This window comes from Streptomyces sp. NPDC101219, from assembly GCF_044767675.1.
GTDB lineage: Bacteria > Actinomycetota > Actinomycetes > Streptomycetales > Streptomycetaceae > Streptomyces.
This window is the reverse complement of record NZ_JBIWOK010000015.1, coordinates 116,581-132,582: the sequence shown is the minus strand read 5'-3', so window position 1 is coordinate 132,582 and position 16,002 is coordinate 116,581. Positions and strand designations below refer to the sequence as shown.

Genomic DNA, 16,002 nt, shown 5'->3' with positions numbered 1-16,002 from the left:
GGCCACGGGGGGCGCGGCCACCCCAAACCCGCGCGTTATGACCCCCCATCCCCCCCCCGCCACGGGGCCCCCCGCCCGGGGGGGCCGGGGGGGAACCCCCCCCCCCCCCCCCCCCCCGCGCCGGTTCCGGGCGCCCCCGCGGCACCCGGCCACCCGCGCGGACGACGGGGACCGGCGCCGGTGAGTGGCCCGGTTCACATGGCGTACCGGACGTGCCACCGACACGATGGTCTTCGTCACCGGCAGGCTGAAGGGATCAAGAATGTTCCGCAAGGTGCTGGTCGCCAATCGCGGTGAGATCGCGATTCGGGCGTTCCGCGCGGGCTACGAGCTGGGTGCCCGGACCGTGGCCGTCTTCCCCCACGAGGACCGAAACTCGCTGCACCGGCTCAAGGCCGACGAGGCCTACGAGATCGGCGAGCCCGGTCATCCGGTGCGCGCCTACCTCTCGGTGGAGGAGATCGTGGGCGCGGCGCGCCGCGCGGGGGCCGACGCCGTCTACCCCGGGTACGGATTCCTCTCCGAGAACCCCGAACTGGCGCGGGCCTGCGAGGAGGCCGGCATCACCTTCGTCGGGCCGAGCGCCCGGATCCTGGAGCTGACCGGGAACAAGTCCCGCGCCGTGGCCGCCGCGCGGGAGGCGGGCGTGCCCGTCCTCGGCTCCTCCGAGCCGTCCACCGACATCGACGCCCTCGTCCGGGCCGCCGACGACGTCGGGTTCCCCGTCTTCGTGAAGGCCGTCGCGGGCGGCGGCGGACGCGGCATGCGCCGCGTCGAGGAACCCGCCCAGCTGCGCGAGGCCATCGAGGCCGCCTCCCGCGAGGCGGCGTCCGCCTTCGGTGACCCGACCGTCTTCCTGGAGAAGGCCGTCGTCGAGCCCCGCCACATCGAGGTGCAGATCCTCGCCGACGGCGAGGGCAACGTCATGCACCTCTTCGAGCGGGACTGCTCCGTGCAGCGCCGCCACCAGAAGGTCGTCGAACTCGCCCCCGCGCCGAACCTCGACCCCGCGCTGCGTGACCGCATCTGCGACGACGCCGTACGCTTCGCCCGGCAGATCGGCTACCGCAACGCCGGCACCGTGGAATTCCTCCTCGACCGCGACGGCAACCACGTCTTCATCGAGATGAACCCCCGCATCCAGGTCGAGCACACGGTGACCGAGGAGGTCACCGACGTCGACCTGGTCCAGTCGCAGCTGCGCATCGCCGCCGGCGAGACCCTCGCCGACCTCGGCCTCTCCCAGGAGACCGTCACCCTGCGGGGCGCCGCACTCCAGTGCCGCATCACCACCGAGGACCCCGCCAACGGCTTCCGCCCCGACACCGGCCGCATCAGCGCCTACCGCTCCCCGGGCGGCTCCGGCATCCGGCTCGACGGCGGCACCACCCACGCCGGCACCGAGATCTCCGCCCACTTCGACTCCATGCTGGTCAAACTGACCTGCCGGGGACGGGACTTCGCCGCCGCGGTGGGCCGCGCCCGGCGCGCGGTCGCCGAATTCCGCATCCGCGGCGTCGCCACCAACATCCCCTTCCTCCAGGCGGTGCTGGACGACCCCGACTTCCAGGCCGGCCGGGTCACCACCTCCTTCATCGAGCAGCGCCCGCACCTGCTCACCGCACGCCACTCCGCCGACCGCGGCACCAAGCTGCTCACCTACCTCGCCGACGTCACGGTCAACAAGCCGCACGGCGAACGGCCCGAACTCATCGACCCCCTCACCAAGCTGCCCGAGGTGCCGGCCGGGGAACCGCCCGCGGGCTCCCGGCAGCGCCTCGCCGAACTCGGCCCCGAGGGCTTCGCCTCCTGGCTGCGCGCGTCCCCCGCCGTCGGCGTCACCGACACCACCTTCCGCGACGCCCACCAGTCGCTGCTCGCCACCCGGGTCCGCAGCAAGGACCTGCTGGCCGTCGCCCCGGTCGTCGCCCGCACCCTCCCCCAGCTCCTCTCCCTGGAATGCTGGGGCGGCGCCACCTACGACGTCGCCCTGCGCTTCCTCGCCGAGGACCCCTGGGAACGCCTGGCGGCCCTGCGCGAGGCCGTGCCCAACCTCTGCCTGCAGATGCTGCTGCGCGGCCGCAACACCGTCGGCTACACCCCCTACCCGACCGAGGTCACCGACGCCTTCGTCCAGGAGGCCGCGGCCACCGGCATCGACATCTTCCGCATCTTCGACGCCCTCAACGACGTCAACCAGATGCGCCCCGCCATCGACGCCGTCCGCGAGACCGGCACCGCCGTCGCCGAGGTCGCCCTCTGCTACACGGCCGACCTGTCCGACCCCTCCGAGCGGCTCTACACGCTCGACTACTACCTCCGTCTCGCCGAGCAGATCGTCGAGGCCGGCGCCCACGTCCTGGCCGTCAAGGACATGGCCGGACTGCTGCGCGCCCCGGCCGCCGCGACCCTGGTGTCCGCCCTGCGCCGCGAGTTCGACCTCCCCGTCCACCTGCACACCCATGACACCGCCGGCGGCCAGCTCGCCACCTACCTCGCCGCGATCCAGGCCGGCGCCGACGCCGTCGACGGCGCGGTCGCCTCCATGGCCGGCACCACCTCCCAGCCCTCCTTGTCGGCGCTCGTCGCGGCCACCGACCACTCGGACCACCCCACCGGCCTCGACCTCCAGGCCGTCGGCGACCTGGAGCCGTACTGGGAGAGCGTCCGCAAGGTCTACGCGCCCTTCGAGGCCGGCCTGGCCGCCCCGACCGGCCGCGTCTACCACCACGAGATCCCCGGCGGCCAGCTCTCCAACCTGCGCACCCAGGCGATCGCCCTCGGCCTGGGCGACCGTTTCGAGGACATCGAGGCGATGTACGCCGCCGCCGACCGCATGCTCGGCCGGCTGGTGAAGGTCACGCCCTCCTCCAAGGTGGTCGGCGACCTCGCCCTGCACCTCGTGGGCGCGGGCGTCTCCCCGGCGGACTTCGAGGAGTCCCCGGACCGCTTCGACATCCCCGATTCCGTCATCGGCTTCCTGCGCGGCGAACTGGGCACCCCGCCCGGCGGCTGGCCCGAACCGTTCCGCACCAAGGCCCTGCGGGGCCGCGCCGAACCCAAGCCGGTCCAGGAACTGAGCACCGACGACCGCACCGGCCTCGCCAAGGACCGCAGGGCGACCCTCAACCGGCTGCTCTTCCCCGGCCCCACCCGCGAGTTCGACACCCACCGCGGCAGCTTCGGCGACACCAGCGTCCTCGACAGCAAGGACTTCTTCTACGGCCTGCGCCCGGGCCAGGAGTACTCCGTCGACCTCGACCCCGGCGTCCGGCTGCTCATCGAGCTGCAGGCCATCGGTGACGCCGACGAGCGCGGCCTGCGCACCGTGATGGCCACCCTGAACGGCCAGCTGCGCCCGATCCAGGTCCGCGACCGGGCGGCCGCCTCCGACGTCCCCGTCACCGAGAAGGCCGACCGGACCAACCCCGGCCATGTGGCGGCGCCCTTCGCCGGAGTGGTCACCCTCGCGGTCGCCGAGGGCGACGAGGTGTCCGCGGGTGCCACGGTGGCGACCATCGAGGCGATGAAGATGGAAGCCGCGATCACCGCCCCGAAGGACGGCACGGTGAGCAGGCTGGCCATCAACCGCATCCAGCAGGTGGAAGGCGGCGACCTCCTGGTCGAACTCGCCTGACCCGGGCCCGGACCGGCCGGCCTCGGCCGGCCGGTCCGAAACCGGCCTTCCCGGCAACCGCCGCGCGGGAGACGCCACCTGAGCCGTCCGCCGTCCCCCGCGCGGCGCCCCGCCCAGCCATTCCGGTGGTTTCCGCGCGGGCGCCGTGTGCTCGTGTGGCGAGGGGGTTACGGGAGCAGTATGAGTTCTCTGCGACGTCTTCCCCCTGTGCGTTCCCTGGCCGCCGTCTGTGCGCTGGGCGCGTCCGCGCTGCTGCTGACCGCCTGCGGAAGCAGCGGAACCGACCGTGCCGATGTCGCCGCCGCGGCCCCCACCAGCCCGGGCGCCACCTCGGCCACCGCGACCTCCGCCTCACCCTCGCCCTCCGCTTCGCTGAGCGAGGACCAGACCGAGCGCAAGGACCTGATCAACGCGACGAAGGTGACCTGGCAGAAGGCCGCCGACGCGGCTGTCCAGGAGGTGCCCGACAGCCAGTTGGTGGGCCTGGAGCTGAAGCCGACCCCCGCCGACGTCACCGCCACCCCCGGCACCGCCGGCCCGAGCACCCCGAACCCGGCCCCCTCGCCGGGCGCCCCGGAGTGGGAGGCCAAGGTCGCCACCGAGGACGGCACGGTGCACCGCGTCGAGATCGACGCCGTCAACGGCAAGGTCTTCCGCTCCCAGGCCGAGCAGGATCAGAGCGCCGACGACAAGCAGGAGATCGTCAACCGCCTCAACGACGCGACCCAGGCCCCGGAACAGGTCGTCAAGGCCGCCACCGACAAGGTCGAGGGCACGGTCACCGGCCTGGAACTCGGCCAGGACGACAACGACCAGGTCATGTGGTCCGTCGACGTGGTCAACAACGACACCTGGGTCCTGACGTCCGTCGAGGTGGACGCCGCCAGCGGCGAGGTCCTGCGCGAGCAGGTCGACCGCGACTGACACCCGCGACCCGACACCGCGCCCCCGGGCCGCCCACCGCACCACGGGTGGCCCGGGGGCGCGTTCGGCCGGGCGGACGGCGGCGTCCGCCCGGCCCGTTCGACCGGTTCCTTCATCCCGCGCGGCCCGGTGCCGCGCCCCGGCCGTCGGGGTCGTGAGGCTTCCGCGACGGTGCCTCCGCCGGCGGGGGAGCGGCGCCCGCCTCGACCGAGGGTGAGCCCCGTCGCCGCTGCCCCGGCCGCCACCACCCGGCCAACGAGCCGATGCGGTGCAGGAGTCGCCAGGTCCGGCGTCCTGCCACGCGCCCTGACCATCCGTCCGGTCGCGCCCGCGTCCCGCGCGCTCAGGACCCCGGCTTCACGATCAGGCACCAGTAGCCGTCGTGGCTGCCGATGCCGATGCGGCCGCCCTGGGGGACCAGGGCGGGGTCCGGCCGGCCCGCCGACGCCATCGTGCACACCGGGTCCCCGACGATGCCCGCGGCGGCCATCCGTCGCGCGGCGGCCACGGCGGCGGGAGACGTGTACCAGGTGGTGGTCGGTCCCGTGGCCGCCGGGGGCCTCGTCGCGGGCGCGGGGGAGGCCGACGGTGTGGCGGGCGTCGACGGTGAGGCGGACGTCGACGGAGTCGGTGTCGGCGCGGGGGTCCGGGTCGTGGGCCGGGCGGAGGCGGTGCGCGAGGACGGGGTATTTGGGGCGCTGCCCGCGGACCGGGACGGGGTGGTGCTCCCGGGTGTCGTCCCCGTCGCCGTGGAGCCCGGCGTGCGGGACGCGGTGGGCCGGGGGAGGGCCGAGGCGGACGGCGGCGGGGGTGCGGCCGAGGCGGTGCGGCGCGGCGGGGTGGTCCGGGCGGGCGGCCGTGCGGTGTCCGGCGCGCCGGGTGTCCGGCGGGCCGTGCCGGATTCTCCCGGTGTGGGCGCGGCCGTGAGCGAACGGCTCGGCGTCGCGCCGGTGGTGGGGGTGTCCTCCTCCGTCGGCTCGGCCGAACCGGACGTTTCCGGGGGCGAGGAGAACGTCGGCAGGGGGTCCAGCGTCGGCAGCGTCAGGTCCGTCGAGGCCGACGGACTGGGGCTCGGGGTGTCGCCGTCCTGCGAGACCAACGCCCAGACGCCGACACCGACGCCGCCGAGGGCGACTGCGACGGCGCCGCCCACGATCCACGGGGCACGCCGGGGCGGGCGTCGGTGACGGTTCATGCTCCCTACTGTGCTACGGGACCGGTCGGAGCGCTCCCTCGCCGCCTCCACCGGGTCGACCGGCCGCCGCGCGGGCCGGGCACGGTCCCCGGCTCAGCGGGCGGGGCACCCGGGGGATGTGACGACGCGTGAGAGCCGTGGGGCGACCCGGAGGCCGGTCCCCCGGGATCACCTGACCGGCGGTGTCCGCCCCGCACCGGTGTCGTCGTCGTGCGGGGGCATCTGGTCCATCGCCGCGAGCTGCAGCCGCAGCGCCAGCCGGGTGCGGGGGGAGGAGACGTCGACCGGGGCCACCTCTTCCAGCTTGCGCAGCCGGTAGCGCAGGGTGTTGGTGTGCACCCGCAGGACCCGTGCGGCGCTCTGCGGGTCCCCGAAGTGGTCCAGCCAGGCCGCGAGGGTCGCGAGGTACGGCGTGCCGTGCTCCTCGTCGTGGCCGCGCAGCACCGCGAGCGGCCCGCCGAGGAGACCGGCGTCGATCCCGACGGCGGCGCGGGCCCGCTCGACGACGACGGTGTCCCAGGCGTCCTCCATCAGGACGGTCCCCGCGCCGGTGCCCCGGGGGAGGCGGCCGGTGGCGATCAGCCGGTGCAGCTCGACGGCCTCCGCGAGGGAACGCGGCAGCCGGTCGGGTGAGCGGGCCGGGCAGCCGGCGGCGGCGTACAGCCCCGGGTCGTGCGTGCGGACCTCGGCCAGCACGTGCCGCAGCCAGCGGAGGCTGCCCGCCTCGGCGTCGGCCGGGGTGCCGGGCACGGCGCGCCGGGAGCCGCGCGGCCGGTCGGTGACCAGGGCGAACAGCCGCCCGTCGAGGTCGGCGAGCAACGGCTGGTGCCAGCCGAAACGGCGGGCGACCGACTCCCACAGATCCAGTTGCCGGCGGATGTCGCCGGTGCCCTCGGGGGAGCCGAGGGCCACCACCCGCCACGGCCCGGCGGGCAGCACGGGCTCGGCGTCCGAGGCGGTCTCCGCGCCGGGCCCGCCGGGGGCCGAGGCGGTGCCCTCGCGCAGGGCAGCCCGCAGCTGCCCCGCCGACACCCGCCGGGCGATGCCCGCCTCGGCCCGCAGCCGCAGCAGGTGCAGCGCGATGACGGACGCCACGTCGGTCAGCTCCCGGATGCGCTCCGGGGCGACGGGCGACTTGACCACGGCCCAGATGGAGCCCAGCCACTCGCCGCCCGCCCGGACCGGGACGATCAGCCGGGGCAGGGTGCCGTCGGGGCCCGCCGGGGTCCACACCGGGTCGGCGGAGCGGGCCAGCCTGCGGAACACACCGCTGGCCCGGAAGTGGGTGAGGGTCTCCGGCGGCACGCGGCGTCCCACGATGGTGGAGACCCGGGCCGGGTCGGTGGTGTCCTGCCGGGCCGAATAGGCGAGCACCCGGGACTGCGCGTCCTCGACCGTGACGGGCGCGTCGATGATCTCGGCCGCCTTGTCCGCCAGCGCGAACAGGTCGTGGTGCGGTCCGGACGCGCCGAACGCCCCGGCCCCGGGGGCGGAGGCGTGGTCGAGGACGCCCCGCAGCAGCCAGACGACGTGGGCCCACGAGGTGTGCGGGCGCAGCTCCACCAGCGCGGGCCCCGCGGCCCGCCGGGCGGCTCGGGCCACCTTCGTGTCGCCCGCGACCGACCCCTTCAGGACGACTCCCGCGGCCTGGGCGGCAGCGGCCCGTTCCAGCAGGGCGAGGGCGTCCGCCGCCTCGGTGACCCCGACGCCGAGCACCAGCTCTCCGGGCCGTCCCCCGGCGTCGCCGGGCTCCGCGAGGCTGACGTCGTGCACCTGAGCGTTCCCGGCGGCCACGACCGTGCGCAGGAAGCCGGAGCCGAGGGAGTCCACCAGGTCGGTGACGGCGATCATGCCCGCCACCCTGCGGGAACGGGCCGTACGGAAGGGGTCATGCACACATTGTGGCCCACCCGGATGGTGCTCGGAGCACCATCTGTCGCCGCCCTCTTGGCCGTCTGGCACAAAGACAACGTCTCCGGCCGGGCCCACCATCGTCGTACGCCCCCCTATTTTCTTATCCTTGCAGTACGTGAGAAGAGGTTCCGCATGGCCCGCCCTTCCTCGCCCGCACACAACGGCCCGAGCCGTGTCGCCGTCGTCGGCGCCGGCATGGTCGGTCTGTCCACCGCCTGGTTCCTTCAGGAGCGGGGCGTCGAGGTCACCGTGTACGACCGTGACGGCGTCGCCGCCGGGTCGTCCTGGGGCAACGCCGGCTGGCTGACGCCCGGACTGGCCACGCCGCTGCCGGAACCCGCCGTCCTCACCTACGGCGTGCGCGCGGTGCTCAGCCCGTCCTCCCCGGTCTACGTCCCGCCGAGCGCGAACCCGAGCCTGCTGAAGTTCCTCACCGGCTTCGCCCGCAACAGCACCGCCACCCGGTGGCTGCGCGCCATGCGCGCCCTCGTCCCCATCAACGACCTGTCGCTGTCCAGCTTCGACCTGCTGGCCGACGGCGGTGTCGAGGCCCGCACCCTCGACGCCAAGTCGTTCCTCGCGGCCTACCGCACGGCCGAGGAGCGCAAGGTCCTGCTGGAGGAACTCCAGCACATCGACGCGGCCGGCCAGAGCATGGAGTTCGACGTGCTCGACGGCGACGAGGCCCGCGGCATCGAGCCCTCCCTGTCGGACGAGGTCGGCGCGGCGATCCGCCTGCACGGCCAGCGCTACATCGACCCCGGTCACTTCGTGCACGCCCTGGCGGACTCCGTCCGCGCCCGGGGCGGGAAGATCGTGGAGAGCACGGAGATCACCGACGTGCACGACACCGGTGCCGCCGTCGCGGTCCGCACCGGGCACGGCGACGTGGCACGCTTCGACTCGATCGTCCTGGCCACCGGCGCGTGGCTCGGCCGGCACGCCCGGAAGTTCGGCGTGCGCTCCGTCGTCCAGGCGGGCCGCGGCTACAGCTTCAGCGTGCCGATCCAGCACGTCCCGGCCGGCCCGGTCTACTTCCCCGCCCAGCGCGTCGCCTGCACCCCGCTCGGGGACCGGCTGCGCGTCGCCGGGATGATGGAGTTCCGCAAGCCGGAGGCCCCGCTGGACTCCCGCCGGATCAACGCCATCGCCGAGGCCGCGCGCCCGCTGCTGCGCGGGGCCGACCTGAACGCCCGCCAGGACGAGTGGGTCGGCTCGCGTCCCTGCACGACCGACGGCCTCCCGCTCATCGGCGCGACCAAGTCGCCCCGGGTCTTCGCGGCGGGCGGCCACGGCATGTGGGGCGTCACCCTCGGCCCGGCGACCGGCCTGCTGCTGGCCGAGACGATGGTCACCGGCCGCCGCCCGGCCGAGCTGTCCCCGTTCGACCCGCTGCGCTGACCGCCGCGCCGCCGGGCGGGACCCCGACCACGGTCCTGCCTGGTGGCTCCGGTTCTCGTGACCCTGCCCGGTGGCTCCGGCTCTCGCGACCCTGCCCGGTGGCTCCGGTTCTCGCGATCTTGCCTGGTGGCTCCGGTTCTCGCGATCTTGCCTGGTGGCTCCGGCTCTCGTGACCCTGCCCGGTGGCTCCGGCTCTCGTGACCCTGCCCGGTGGCTCCGGCTCTCGTGACCCTGCCCGGTGGCTCCGGCTCTCGTGACCCTGCCTGGGGTCCCCGGCTCTCGCGACCCCGCCCGGCGCACCCACCTCGCGCGCACCCGGACGCGACCGTGCCGACACGTCCCGCCGAGCACCGGGCGGCGGCCCGCCCGCTCGTAGCATGACGGCCATGACCGGCACCGCCCCCGGCCCGATGCGGGCCGCCTACATCGACGCCGTCGGCCCCGCCGACGTGATCCGGTAGGGGAGCTGCCCGTATCGTCGCACGGGCCCACCGACGTCCTCGTCCGAGTCCGCGCCGTCGCCGTCGATCCCGTCGACACCTTCGTACGGTCCGGCGCGTACGCCACACCCCTGCCGTTCCCCTTCGTCCTCGGCGGCGACCTGGCCGGGGAGGTCGCGGCGGCCGGCCCCGGCGCCGTCGGTTTCGCGCCCGGGCAGCCGGTGTGGTGCAACAGCCTGGGCCACGCGGGCCGGCAGGGCGCCGCCGCCCAGTACGCGTCCGTCGCCGCCGACCGGCTCCACCCGGCACCGCCCGGTGTGGACGAGGAGCACCTCGTGGCCGCCGCCCACCCCGCCGCCTCGGCCTGGCCGGCGCTCTTCCGGCACGGCAGGCTGACCGCCGGGGAGACCGTGTACGGGGGAGGCGCGGCCGGCAACGCGGGCGGTGCCGCCTTGGCCCTCGCCGCCGCGGCCGGAGCCCGGGTCGTCTGCACGGCGCGGGCCGAGGAGGCCGCGGCGGCCCGCCCTGGGCGCCGCCGAGGTGCTCGACTACCGGGAGCCCGACCTGACCGGGCGCCTGCGCCGGGCCGCGCCCGACGGGTTCGACGTCCACCTGGACACCTCCGGGCACGGCGTCCTGGCCGACGCCGTCGAACTGCTCGCCCACGGCGGGCGCATGGCCGCGATGGCCGGACTCGGCGGCGGCCCCGGCGAGCTGTCGCCCGGCCGCCTCTACACCAAGGACGCGAGCATCGTGGGGTTCGCGATCAGCAACGCCGGCGTGAGCGACCTCGCCCGGGCGGCACGGGCGGTCGGACGGCTGCTGCGGGACTCCCCGCCGCGCCCGCGGATCGCCGGACGGCTGCCGCTGTCGAGGACGGCGGAGGCCCACCGCCGGCTGGAGGCCGGTGAGGTCCGCGGCCGACTCGTCCTCACCGTTCCCCGAACACCGCCGGGTTGCCGGGGGCCGCGCCGGGTACCCGGCCGGGCATGCGGTGGCAACAGGTGCAGCAGGGACCGTCGGCGGTGTACGTGGTGGTGCTCGACCCGGGCGAGGATCCCGTCGCCGGACTCACCGCCTTCGCGCGCGACCGGTCACTGGGCGCCTCCCAGATCACCGCCGTGGGTGCCTTCTCGGAGGCGGTCGTCGGCTGGTTCGACCGGGAGGTCCTGGACTACCGGCCCATCCCGGTCGACGAGCAGTGCGAGGTGCTGTCGCTGATCGGTGACGTCGCCGTCGCCGACGACGGGCCCGCACCCCATCTGCACGTCGTGCTGGGCCTGTCCGACGGCTCCACCCGCGGCGGCCACCTGTTGTCGGGACGGGTCTGGCCCACCCTGGAGGTCGTCGTCCGGGACAGCCCCGCCGAGCTGGCCAGGACCCACCACCCCGAACTGGGCCTGAGCCTGATCGACCTCCGGTGAGCGGAGCCGGACGGGGTGTCAGCCGACCGGGGTGGAGCGCGCGGGGGTCTCCCGCAGGCGGCCGAGTTCCAGGTTCATCTCGGCGAGGAAACGGACGACGACCATCAGCTCGTCCCGGGTGAAGCGGGCGCGAGCGGTGTCGGTGCTGAGGGCCAGCGGCCGGAAGAAGTCGCGGGCGACCTCCTTGGCCGGGTCCGCGTAGTGCAGGTGCACCACCCGGCGGTCGCCGTCCGCCCGGACCCGCCGTATGTGACCGGCCTTCTCGAGCCGGTCGACGCAGGCGGTCATGGCGCCCGAGGTCAGGTTGAGGTGCTTGCGCAGCCGGCCGGGCGTCATCGGACCCAGCGCCGGATCGTCGTCCAGGATCGCGATCAGCGCCCTCATGTCGGTCAGGTGCAGGCCCTGGGACTGGGCGAACTCCTCCGTGACGCGGTTGAGCTCGCCGTTCATCCGGCGCAACAGAACCGCGAAGGACTGCAACCCCGTGGGGTCGTCCTGCGGAACAGATGACGAGGGGGTGCTGACCGGGCCGCTCATGCGACCAGTATATGTTTGCTCGATCATCGAGATACTCGATCGGTGAGGTATCGATGAGGTAACCCGCTCGACCCCCGTGCCGTTGATCCACCTGCCGTCCTTCCCCCCTGTTGTCACCTTCCGCCGGAGGAGTCCGATGAGAACCGCACCCCGCTGGGCCCGGTGGGCCGTACCGCTCGTCCTGCTGGTGGTGTGGCTGGGCGTGGGCGGCACCCTCGGGCCCTACGCGGGCAAGCTGGGCGAGGTCGCCACCAACGACCAGTCGACGTTCCTGCCCGAGAGCGCCGAGTCCACCCGGGTCCTGGAGGCGCGTGAGGCGTTCGACCAGTCCGGCACCCAGCCCGCGATCGTGGTGTGGACGGCGGACGGCGACCGGATCACCGACGCCCAGCGGGCCGCGGCCACGAAGGCCGTCGCCGGGCTCACCGGGCAGCCCGGGGTCGTCGACCGCCCGTCACCCGCCTTCCCCTCCGACGACGGCCTGGCCCTGCAGGCCGTGGTCCAGCTGGAGTCCGACCTGGGCGACGAACTGCCCGATGTCCTGGACGACGTGCGCGAGGCGGTGGGCGACGTACCCGGCACCCGCGCCGAGATCGCGGGACCGGCCGCCAGCCAGGCCGACCTGTCCGACGCCTTCGCCGGCATCGACGGACTGCTGCTGGGCGTGGCCCTGAGCGCGGTCCTGCTGATCCTCCTGCTCGTCTACCGCAGCGTCCTCCTGCCGTTCGTGATCATCCTCGGCTCGGTGTTCGCCCTGTCCCTGGCCTGCGCCGTCGTCTACTTCCTGGCCGACCGGGACGTCGTCATGGTCGACGGACAGGTGCAGGGCATCCTCTCCATCCTCGTGATCGGCGCCGCCACCGACTACGCGCTGCTCCTGGCCGCCCGCTTCCGGGAGGAACTCGCCCTGCGCGAGGACCGGGCGACGGCCGCCCTCGTCGCGGTGCGCCGCTCCTTCGGCGCGATCACCGCCAGCGCCGCCACCGTGGCCCTCGGCCTGCTCGCTCTCTTCGCCAGCGACCTCACCAACACCCGGGCCCTCGGCCCGGTGGGCGCCATCGGCATCGTCTGCGCCGTGCTGTCCACGCTGACGTTCCTGCCCGCCGTGCTGGCCCTCGTCGGCCGGGCCGCCTACTGGCCGTCCCGCCCGAAGGCGTCCGGCCCGGACGACGAGGGCAAGGGCATCTGGCACCGCGTCGCGGCGACGGTGGACCGCCGGCCGCGCCGCACCTGGGTGGTGACCGCGCTGGGCCTGGCCCTGCTGGCCGGCTTCTCCTCCACCCTGACCGCCAAGGGCGTGCCGCTCGACGAGATCTTCGTCAACGACGCCCCGTCCGTCTCCGCCCAGCAGACGATCACCGAGCACTTCCCGGGCGGCTCCGGCAACCCCGCCGTCGTCATCGCGGACGCCGACCGGGCCGGCGAGGTGACGGCCGCCGCCGAGGCCACAGAGGGCGTGGCGTCGGCCGCCGCGGTCTCCGAGTCCGGGCAGCCGGGAGCCGGTGAACCGCTCGTCGTCGACGGCCGGGTCCGCGTCGACGTCACTCTGAGCGACTCCGCCGACAGCGACGCCGCCAAGGAGACCGTCCAGCGGCTGCGCGAGGCGGTGCACGCCGTGCCCGGCGCCGACGCGCTGGTCGGCGGCTACACGGCCCAGCAGTACGACACCCAGCAGACCGCGGCCCGGGACCGCATGGTCATCGTGCCCGTCGTGCTCGGCATCATCCTGCTGATCCTGGTGGCGCTGCTGCGCTCGCTGCTCGTCCCGGCCCTCCTGGTGGCCACGGTCGCGCTGAACTACCTGGCGACCCTCGGCGTGGCCGTGCTCGTCTTCGAGCACCTCCTCGGCATCAGCGGCATGGACGCCTCGGTGCCGCTGTACGGGTTCGTGTTCCTGGTCGCGCTCGGCGTGGACTACAACATCTTCCTGATGTCCAGGGTGCGGGAGGAGGCACGGACGCTCGGCCCGCGGCAGGGCGTCCTGCGCGGACTCACCACCACCGGCGGCGTCATCACGTCCGCCGGGGTGGTGCTCGCCGCCACCTTCGCCGCCCTCATGGTGATCCCGCTGGTCTTCCTGGTCCAGCTGGCGTTCATCGTCGCCTTCGGTGTCCTGCTCGACACCCTCGTGGTGCGGTCCCTGCTGGTGCCCGCGCTGGTGATCGACATCGGCCCCCGGGCCTGGTGGCCCAGCTCCCTGGCCCGCGGCGCCACGCCCGCCCGGGACGGGGAGAAGGCCGGGGCGATGACCTGAAGACCGCCCGCCCTACGGTCCGTCGGCGCCCGGCATCGGCCGGACGGTGAGGATCTGCTGGGCGTGGCCGACCGGCCCCTCCACGTCGTGGAGGACGGTGCTGGTGAGGCCGTGGCCGGTGGGGCCGAAGGTGACGGTGGTGTCGAGCCCCGTCCAGCGCCCCACCGGACCGCGGTGCAGATGGATCGTGAGGTCCACGTTGGGGAACCAGTCGGTCGGCGGCTGCCGGACCGCGATGCCGTTGGCGGTGTCGACGAGCGCGACGAACGACGCGAGCGCGCTGACGGGCTGCCCCGCGACGAGGTCGAGGCCGGTGGAGAGCCAGGCCGTGGTCCTGCCCGGCTGCGGCGGCGTGACCGGGCGGACGTCCAGCGAGGCCACGTAGCCGCCCGGCCAGACGGAGTGCATGGGCCAGGGCGCCAGGGTCTCCGGAGGGGCGAGCCGGTCTCCCGGGCCGCCGGCGACGGCGGAGGTGTCGGCCGACGCCAGGAGCCAGGCGCGGGCCCGCACCGCGGGACGGCCGGCGATCAGCGCCACCGCTTCGAGCAGCTCTATGGTGCGGCCCGGCCTGATCGTCTCCACCCGGATCTCGCACTCCTCCAGGGCGAGACGGCCCAGGATGTCGTAGCTGATCCGGGCCAGGGCCAGACCGTTGTCGGGCCGGCCGGCCAGGAACCGGTCGATCGCGTGGACGATCAGCCCGCCGAGCGGACTGAAGTGCAGCTCCTCCGTGTCCCACGCGCCGCTCGCGTGCGCGGTGGGCTTGTAACGGTGCTCGTCGACGGGCTGGTAGTAACTGCCGGAGTACAACGGGTGGTCCTCGTGCTTCGGTCGCGGAATGCGGACATCGGTGTCCGACGACCGTACCCGTGGTGATCAGCCGGGGGTGAGGCCGGTCAGAGCCCGTCCAGCTCGGCGAGGAGCCCGGCGTCACGCATCCCGGGCAGCCCGTACCCCGCCCGCTCGTCCCAGTCGACGTCCAGGTCGTCCAGGTGGACGTGCCACGCCGCGTCCGGCAGGGCGCGGCGCAGCTCCGTCACCGAGTCCAGCACGTGGCCGATCACCGGGAGCAGCCGGTCCGGGGCGGCGGGCAGCCGGGTCGAACCGGCCAGCACCTGCCCGGCGTCGCGGCCCCCGCTGTCGTAGAGGTGCAGCGGCTCCTCGTCGGCGTAGGGGAAGGAGGCGAGCCGGGCGGCGGCGATCCGGTCCACCGCGGCCGTCTCCTCGGCCGTCAGCGGCTCGGTCCGGCGGGCGCTGTAGTAGAGGGAGACGCTCATGACGCCGAGCCTACTGACGGGCGCCGACACCGGCCCGCCCACGGGTGTGCCGGCCCGCGGGGCCCGGGCACGCCCGAGGAGCTCCCGCACTCCGGGGCGCGGGCCGGGCTCAGGGAGCGCCGGGGGCGGTGAACGCCGCCGCGTGGTCGGCCGCCCACCGGGCGAAGGTGCGGGCCGGCCGCCCGGTGACCTTCTCGACGGTGTCGAGGACCGTGCGGCCCACCTCCGGGGTGTCGCCGTACACCTGCAGCAGGAAGCCGATCACCTCCTCGGGCTGTCCGGCGGCCCGCCACCGGGCGACGGCCTCCTCCTCGCTGAGCTCGACCAGCGTGATGTCCCGGCCGCGGGCGGCGGCGAGGGCCGCCACCTTGTCCGCCACGGTCAGCGTCTCGGGGCCGGTGAGCACGTACTCCTGCCGGGCGTGGCCCACCTCGGTGAGCGCGACCGCGGCGACCGCGCCGATGTCGCCCTCGTGGACCATGGCGCTCAGCCGGGACACGAAGGGCTCGCGCACCTCGTCCGCGGTCACGATGCCCTCCGCCCACTCCAGGGCGTTGGACATGAACTCGACCGGCATCAGCACGGTCCAGTCCACCGAGTCGTCGGCGCGTACGGCGTCCTCCAGCGGGGTCGGCCCGCCGCCGTGCAGCACGGTCACCCGGCGCACCCCGGCGGCGCGGGCCCGTTCGAGGATCCGCGGGCCGGTCTCCAGCGGGGCGAAACCGCCGCCGTCGAAGGTGATCAGGTGCAGGCCGGTGACGCCCTCCAGCGCCGGGGCGAGCGTGTCGGGTTCGGCCAGGTCGCCGCGGACCACCTCGACGCCGGCCGGGAGAGCGGCCTTCGCCGGGTTCCTGGTCAGGGCCCGGACCGCGTGACCGCGGGCGAGCAGTTCGGCGACGACCTGACGGCCGACGGTGCCGGTGGCGCCGGTGACGAGAATCTTCTGCGTGTGGGTCATGGGACGACCGTAGGAAGCCTTGCGGTCACCTGCTGTCCGCG

The 16,002-nt window shown here is 74.8% G+C and carries 12 protein-coding genes and 1 pseudogene; 7 read left to right on the top strand and 6 right to left on the bottom strand.

What is annotated here, in order from left to right:
• Nucleotides 1-262: 262 nt before the first annotated feature.
• Nucleotides 263-3,637: a pyruvate carboxylase gene (locus tag ACIRPP_RS26365; RefSeq protein WP_403647506.1), complete on the top strand. Its 3,375-nt coding sequence runs from the start codon at nucleotides 263-265 to the stop codon at nucleotides 3,635-3,637.
• A gap of 180 nt (nucleotides 3,638-3,817) precedes the next feature.
• On the top strand, nucleotides 3,818-4,561 hold the full coding sequence (locus ACIRPP_RS26360; protein ID WP_403647503.1) for a PepSY domain-containing protein: 744 nt from the start codon (nucleotides 3,818-3,820) through the stop codon (nucleotides 4,559-4,561).
• Between the two features lie 343 nt (nucleotides 4,562-4,904).
• Here ACIRPP_RS26360 and ACIRPP_RS26355 read toward each other — a convergent pair whose 3' ends face one another.
• On the bottom strand, nucleotides 4,905-5,069 hold the full coding sequence (locus tag ACIRPP_RS26355; protein ID WP_403647500.1) for a hypothetical protein: 165 nt from the start codon (nucleotides 5,067-5,069) through the stop codon (nucleotides 4,905-4,907).
• Between the two features lie 13 nt (nucleotides 5,070-5,082).
• Here ACIRPP_RS26355 and ACIRPP_RS26350 point away from each other — a divergent pair, with 13 nt between their 5' ends.
• Entirely contained in the window at nucleotides 5,083-5,748 is a 666-nt protein-coding gene (locus tag ACIRPP_RS26350; RefSeq protein ID WP_403647497.1) for a hypothetical protein, read from the top strand.
• A 176-nt stretch (nucleotides 5,749-5,924) separates the two neighbouring features.
• Here ACIRPP_RS26350 and ACIRPP_RS26345 read toward each other — a convergent pair whose 3' ends face one another.
• Nucleotides 5,925-7,607: a PucR family transcriptional regulator gene (locus ACIRPP_RS26345; RefSeq protein WP_403647494.1), complete on the bottom strand. Its 1,683-nt coding sequence runs from the start codon at nucleotides 7,605-7,607 to the stop codon at nucleotides 5,925-5,927.
• Nucleotides 7,608-7,802: 195 nt separating this feature from the next.
• Between ACIRPP_RS26345 and ACIRPP_RS26340 the strand changes: the two genes are divergently transcribed.
• The 3 genes and pseudogenes from ACIRPP_RS26340 (at nucleotide 7,803) to ACIRPP_RS26330 (ending at nucleotide 10,935) form a co-directional block, all read left to right on the top strand.
• Complete coding sequence (locus ACIRPP_RS26340; protein ID WP_403647492.1) at nucleotides 7,803-9,071, top strand: NAD(P)/FAD-dependent oxidoreductase; 1,269 nt, start codon at nucleotides 7,803-7,805, stop codon at nucleotides 9,069-9,071.
• A 386-nt stretch (nucleotides 9,072-9,457) separates the two neighbouring features.
• Nucleotides 9,458-10,444 (top strand): annotated as a pseudogene (locus ACIRPP_RS26335) (zinc-binding dehydrogenase); the annotation flags it as partial.
• Between the two features lie 56 nt (nucleotides 10,445-10,500).
• Nucleotides 10,501-10,935, top strand: a complete 435-nt coding sequence (locus ACIRPP_RS26330) for a PPC domain-containing DNA-binding protein (protein WP_403647490.1) — start codon at nucleotides 10,501-10,503, stop codon at nucleotides 10,933-10,935.
• A gap of 18 nt (nucleotides 10,936-10,953) precedes the next feature.
• Here the strand turns inward: ACIRPP_RS26330 and ACIRPP_RS26325 are convergent, their stop codons facing one another.
• On the bottom strand, nucleotides 10,954-11,472 hold the full coding sequence (locus tag ACIRPP_RS26325; protein ID WP_403647487.1) for a MarR family winged helix-turn-helix transcriptional regulator: 519 nt from the start codon (nucleotides 11,470-11,472) through the stop codon (nucleotides 10,954-10,956).
• A gap of 136 nt (nucleotides 11,473-11,608) precedes the next feature.
• On the opposite strand from ACIRPP_RS26325, the gene ACIRPP_RS26320 reads away from it, so the two are divergent.
• Nucleotides 11,609-13,726: an MMPL family transporter gene (locus ACIRPP_RS26320; RefSeq protein WP_403647484.1), complete on the top strand. Its 2,118-nt coding sequence runs from the start codon at nucleotides 11,609-11,611 to the stop codon at nucleotides 13,724-13,726.
• Nucleotides 13,727-13,738: 12 nt separating this feature from the next.
• On the opposite strand, the gene ACIRPP_RS26315 is transcribed toward ACIRPP_RS26320, so the two are convergent.
• The 3 genes from ACIRPP_RS26315 to ACIRPP_RS26305 form a co-directional block, all read right to left on the bottom strand.
• Nucleotides 13,739-14,536, bottom strand: coding sequence for a thioesterase family protein (locus tag ACIRPP_RS26315; protein ID WP_403647481.1), 798 nt, complete (start codon nucleotides 14,534-14,536; stop codon nucleotides 13,739-13,741).
• 86 nt (nucleotides 14,537-14,622) lie between these two features.
• Nucleotides 14,623-15,003 (bottom strand): hypothetical protein, encoded by a 381-nt coding sequence (locus ACIRPP_RS26310; protein WP_403647478.1) that lies wholly within the window; start codon nucleotides 15,001-15,003, stop codon nucleotides 14,623-14,625.
• Between the two features lie 109 nt (nucleotides 15,004-15,112).
• Complete coding sequence (locus ACIRPP_RS26305) at nucleotides 15,113-15,961, bottom strand: SDR family oxidoreductase (RefSeq protein ID WP_403647475.1); 849 nt, start codon at nucleotides 15,959-15,961, stop codon at nucleotides 15,113-15,115.
• Nucleotides 15,962-16,002 lie beyond the last annotated feature (41 nt).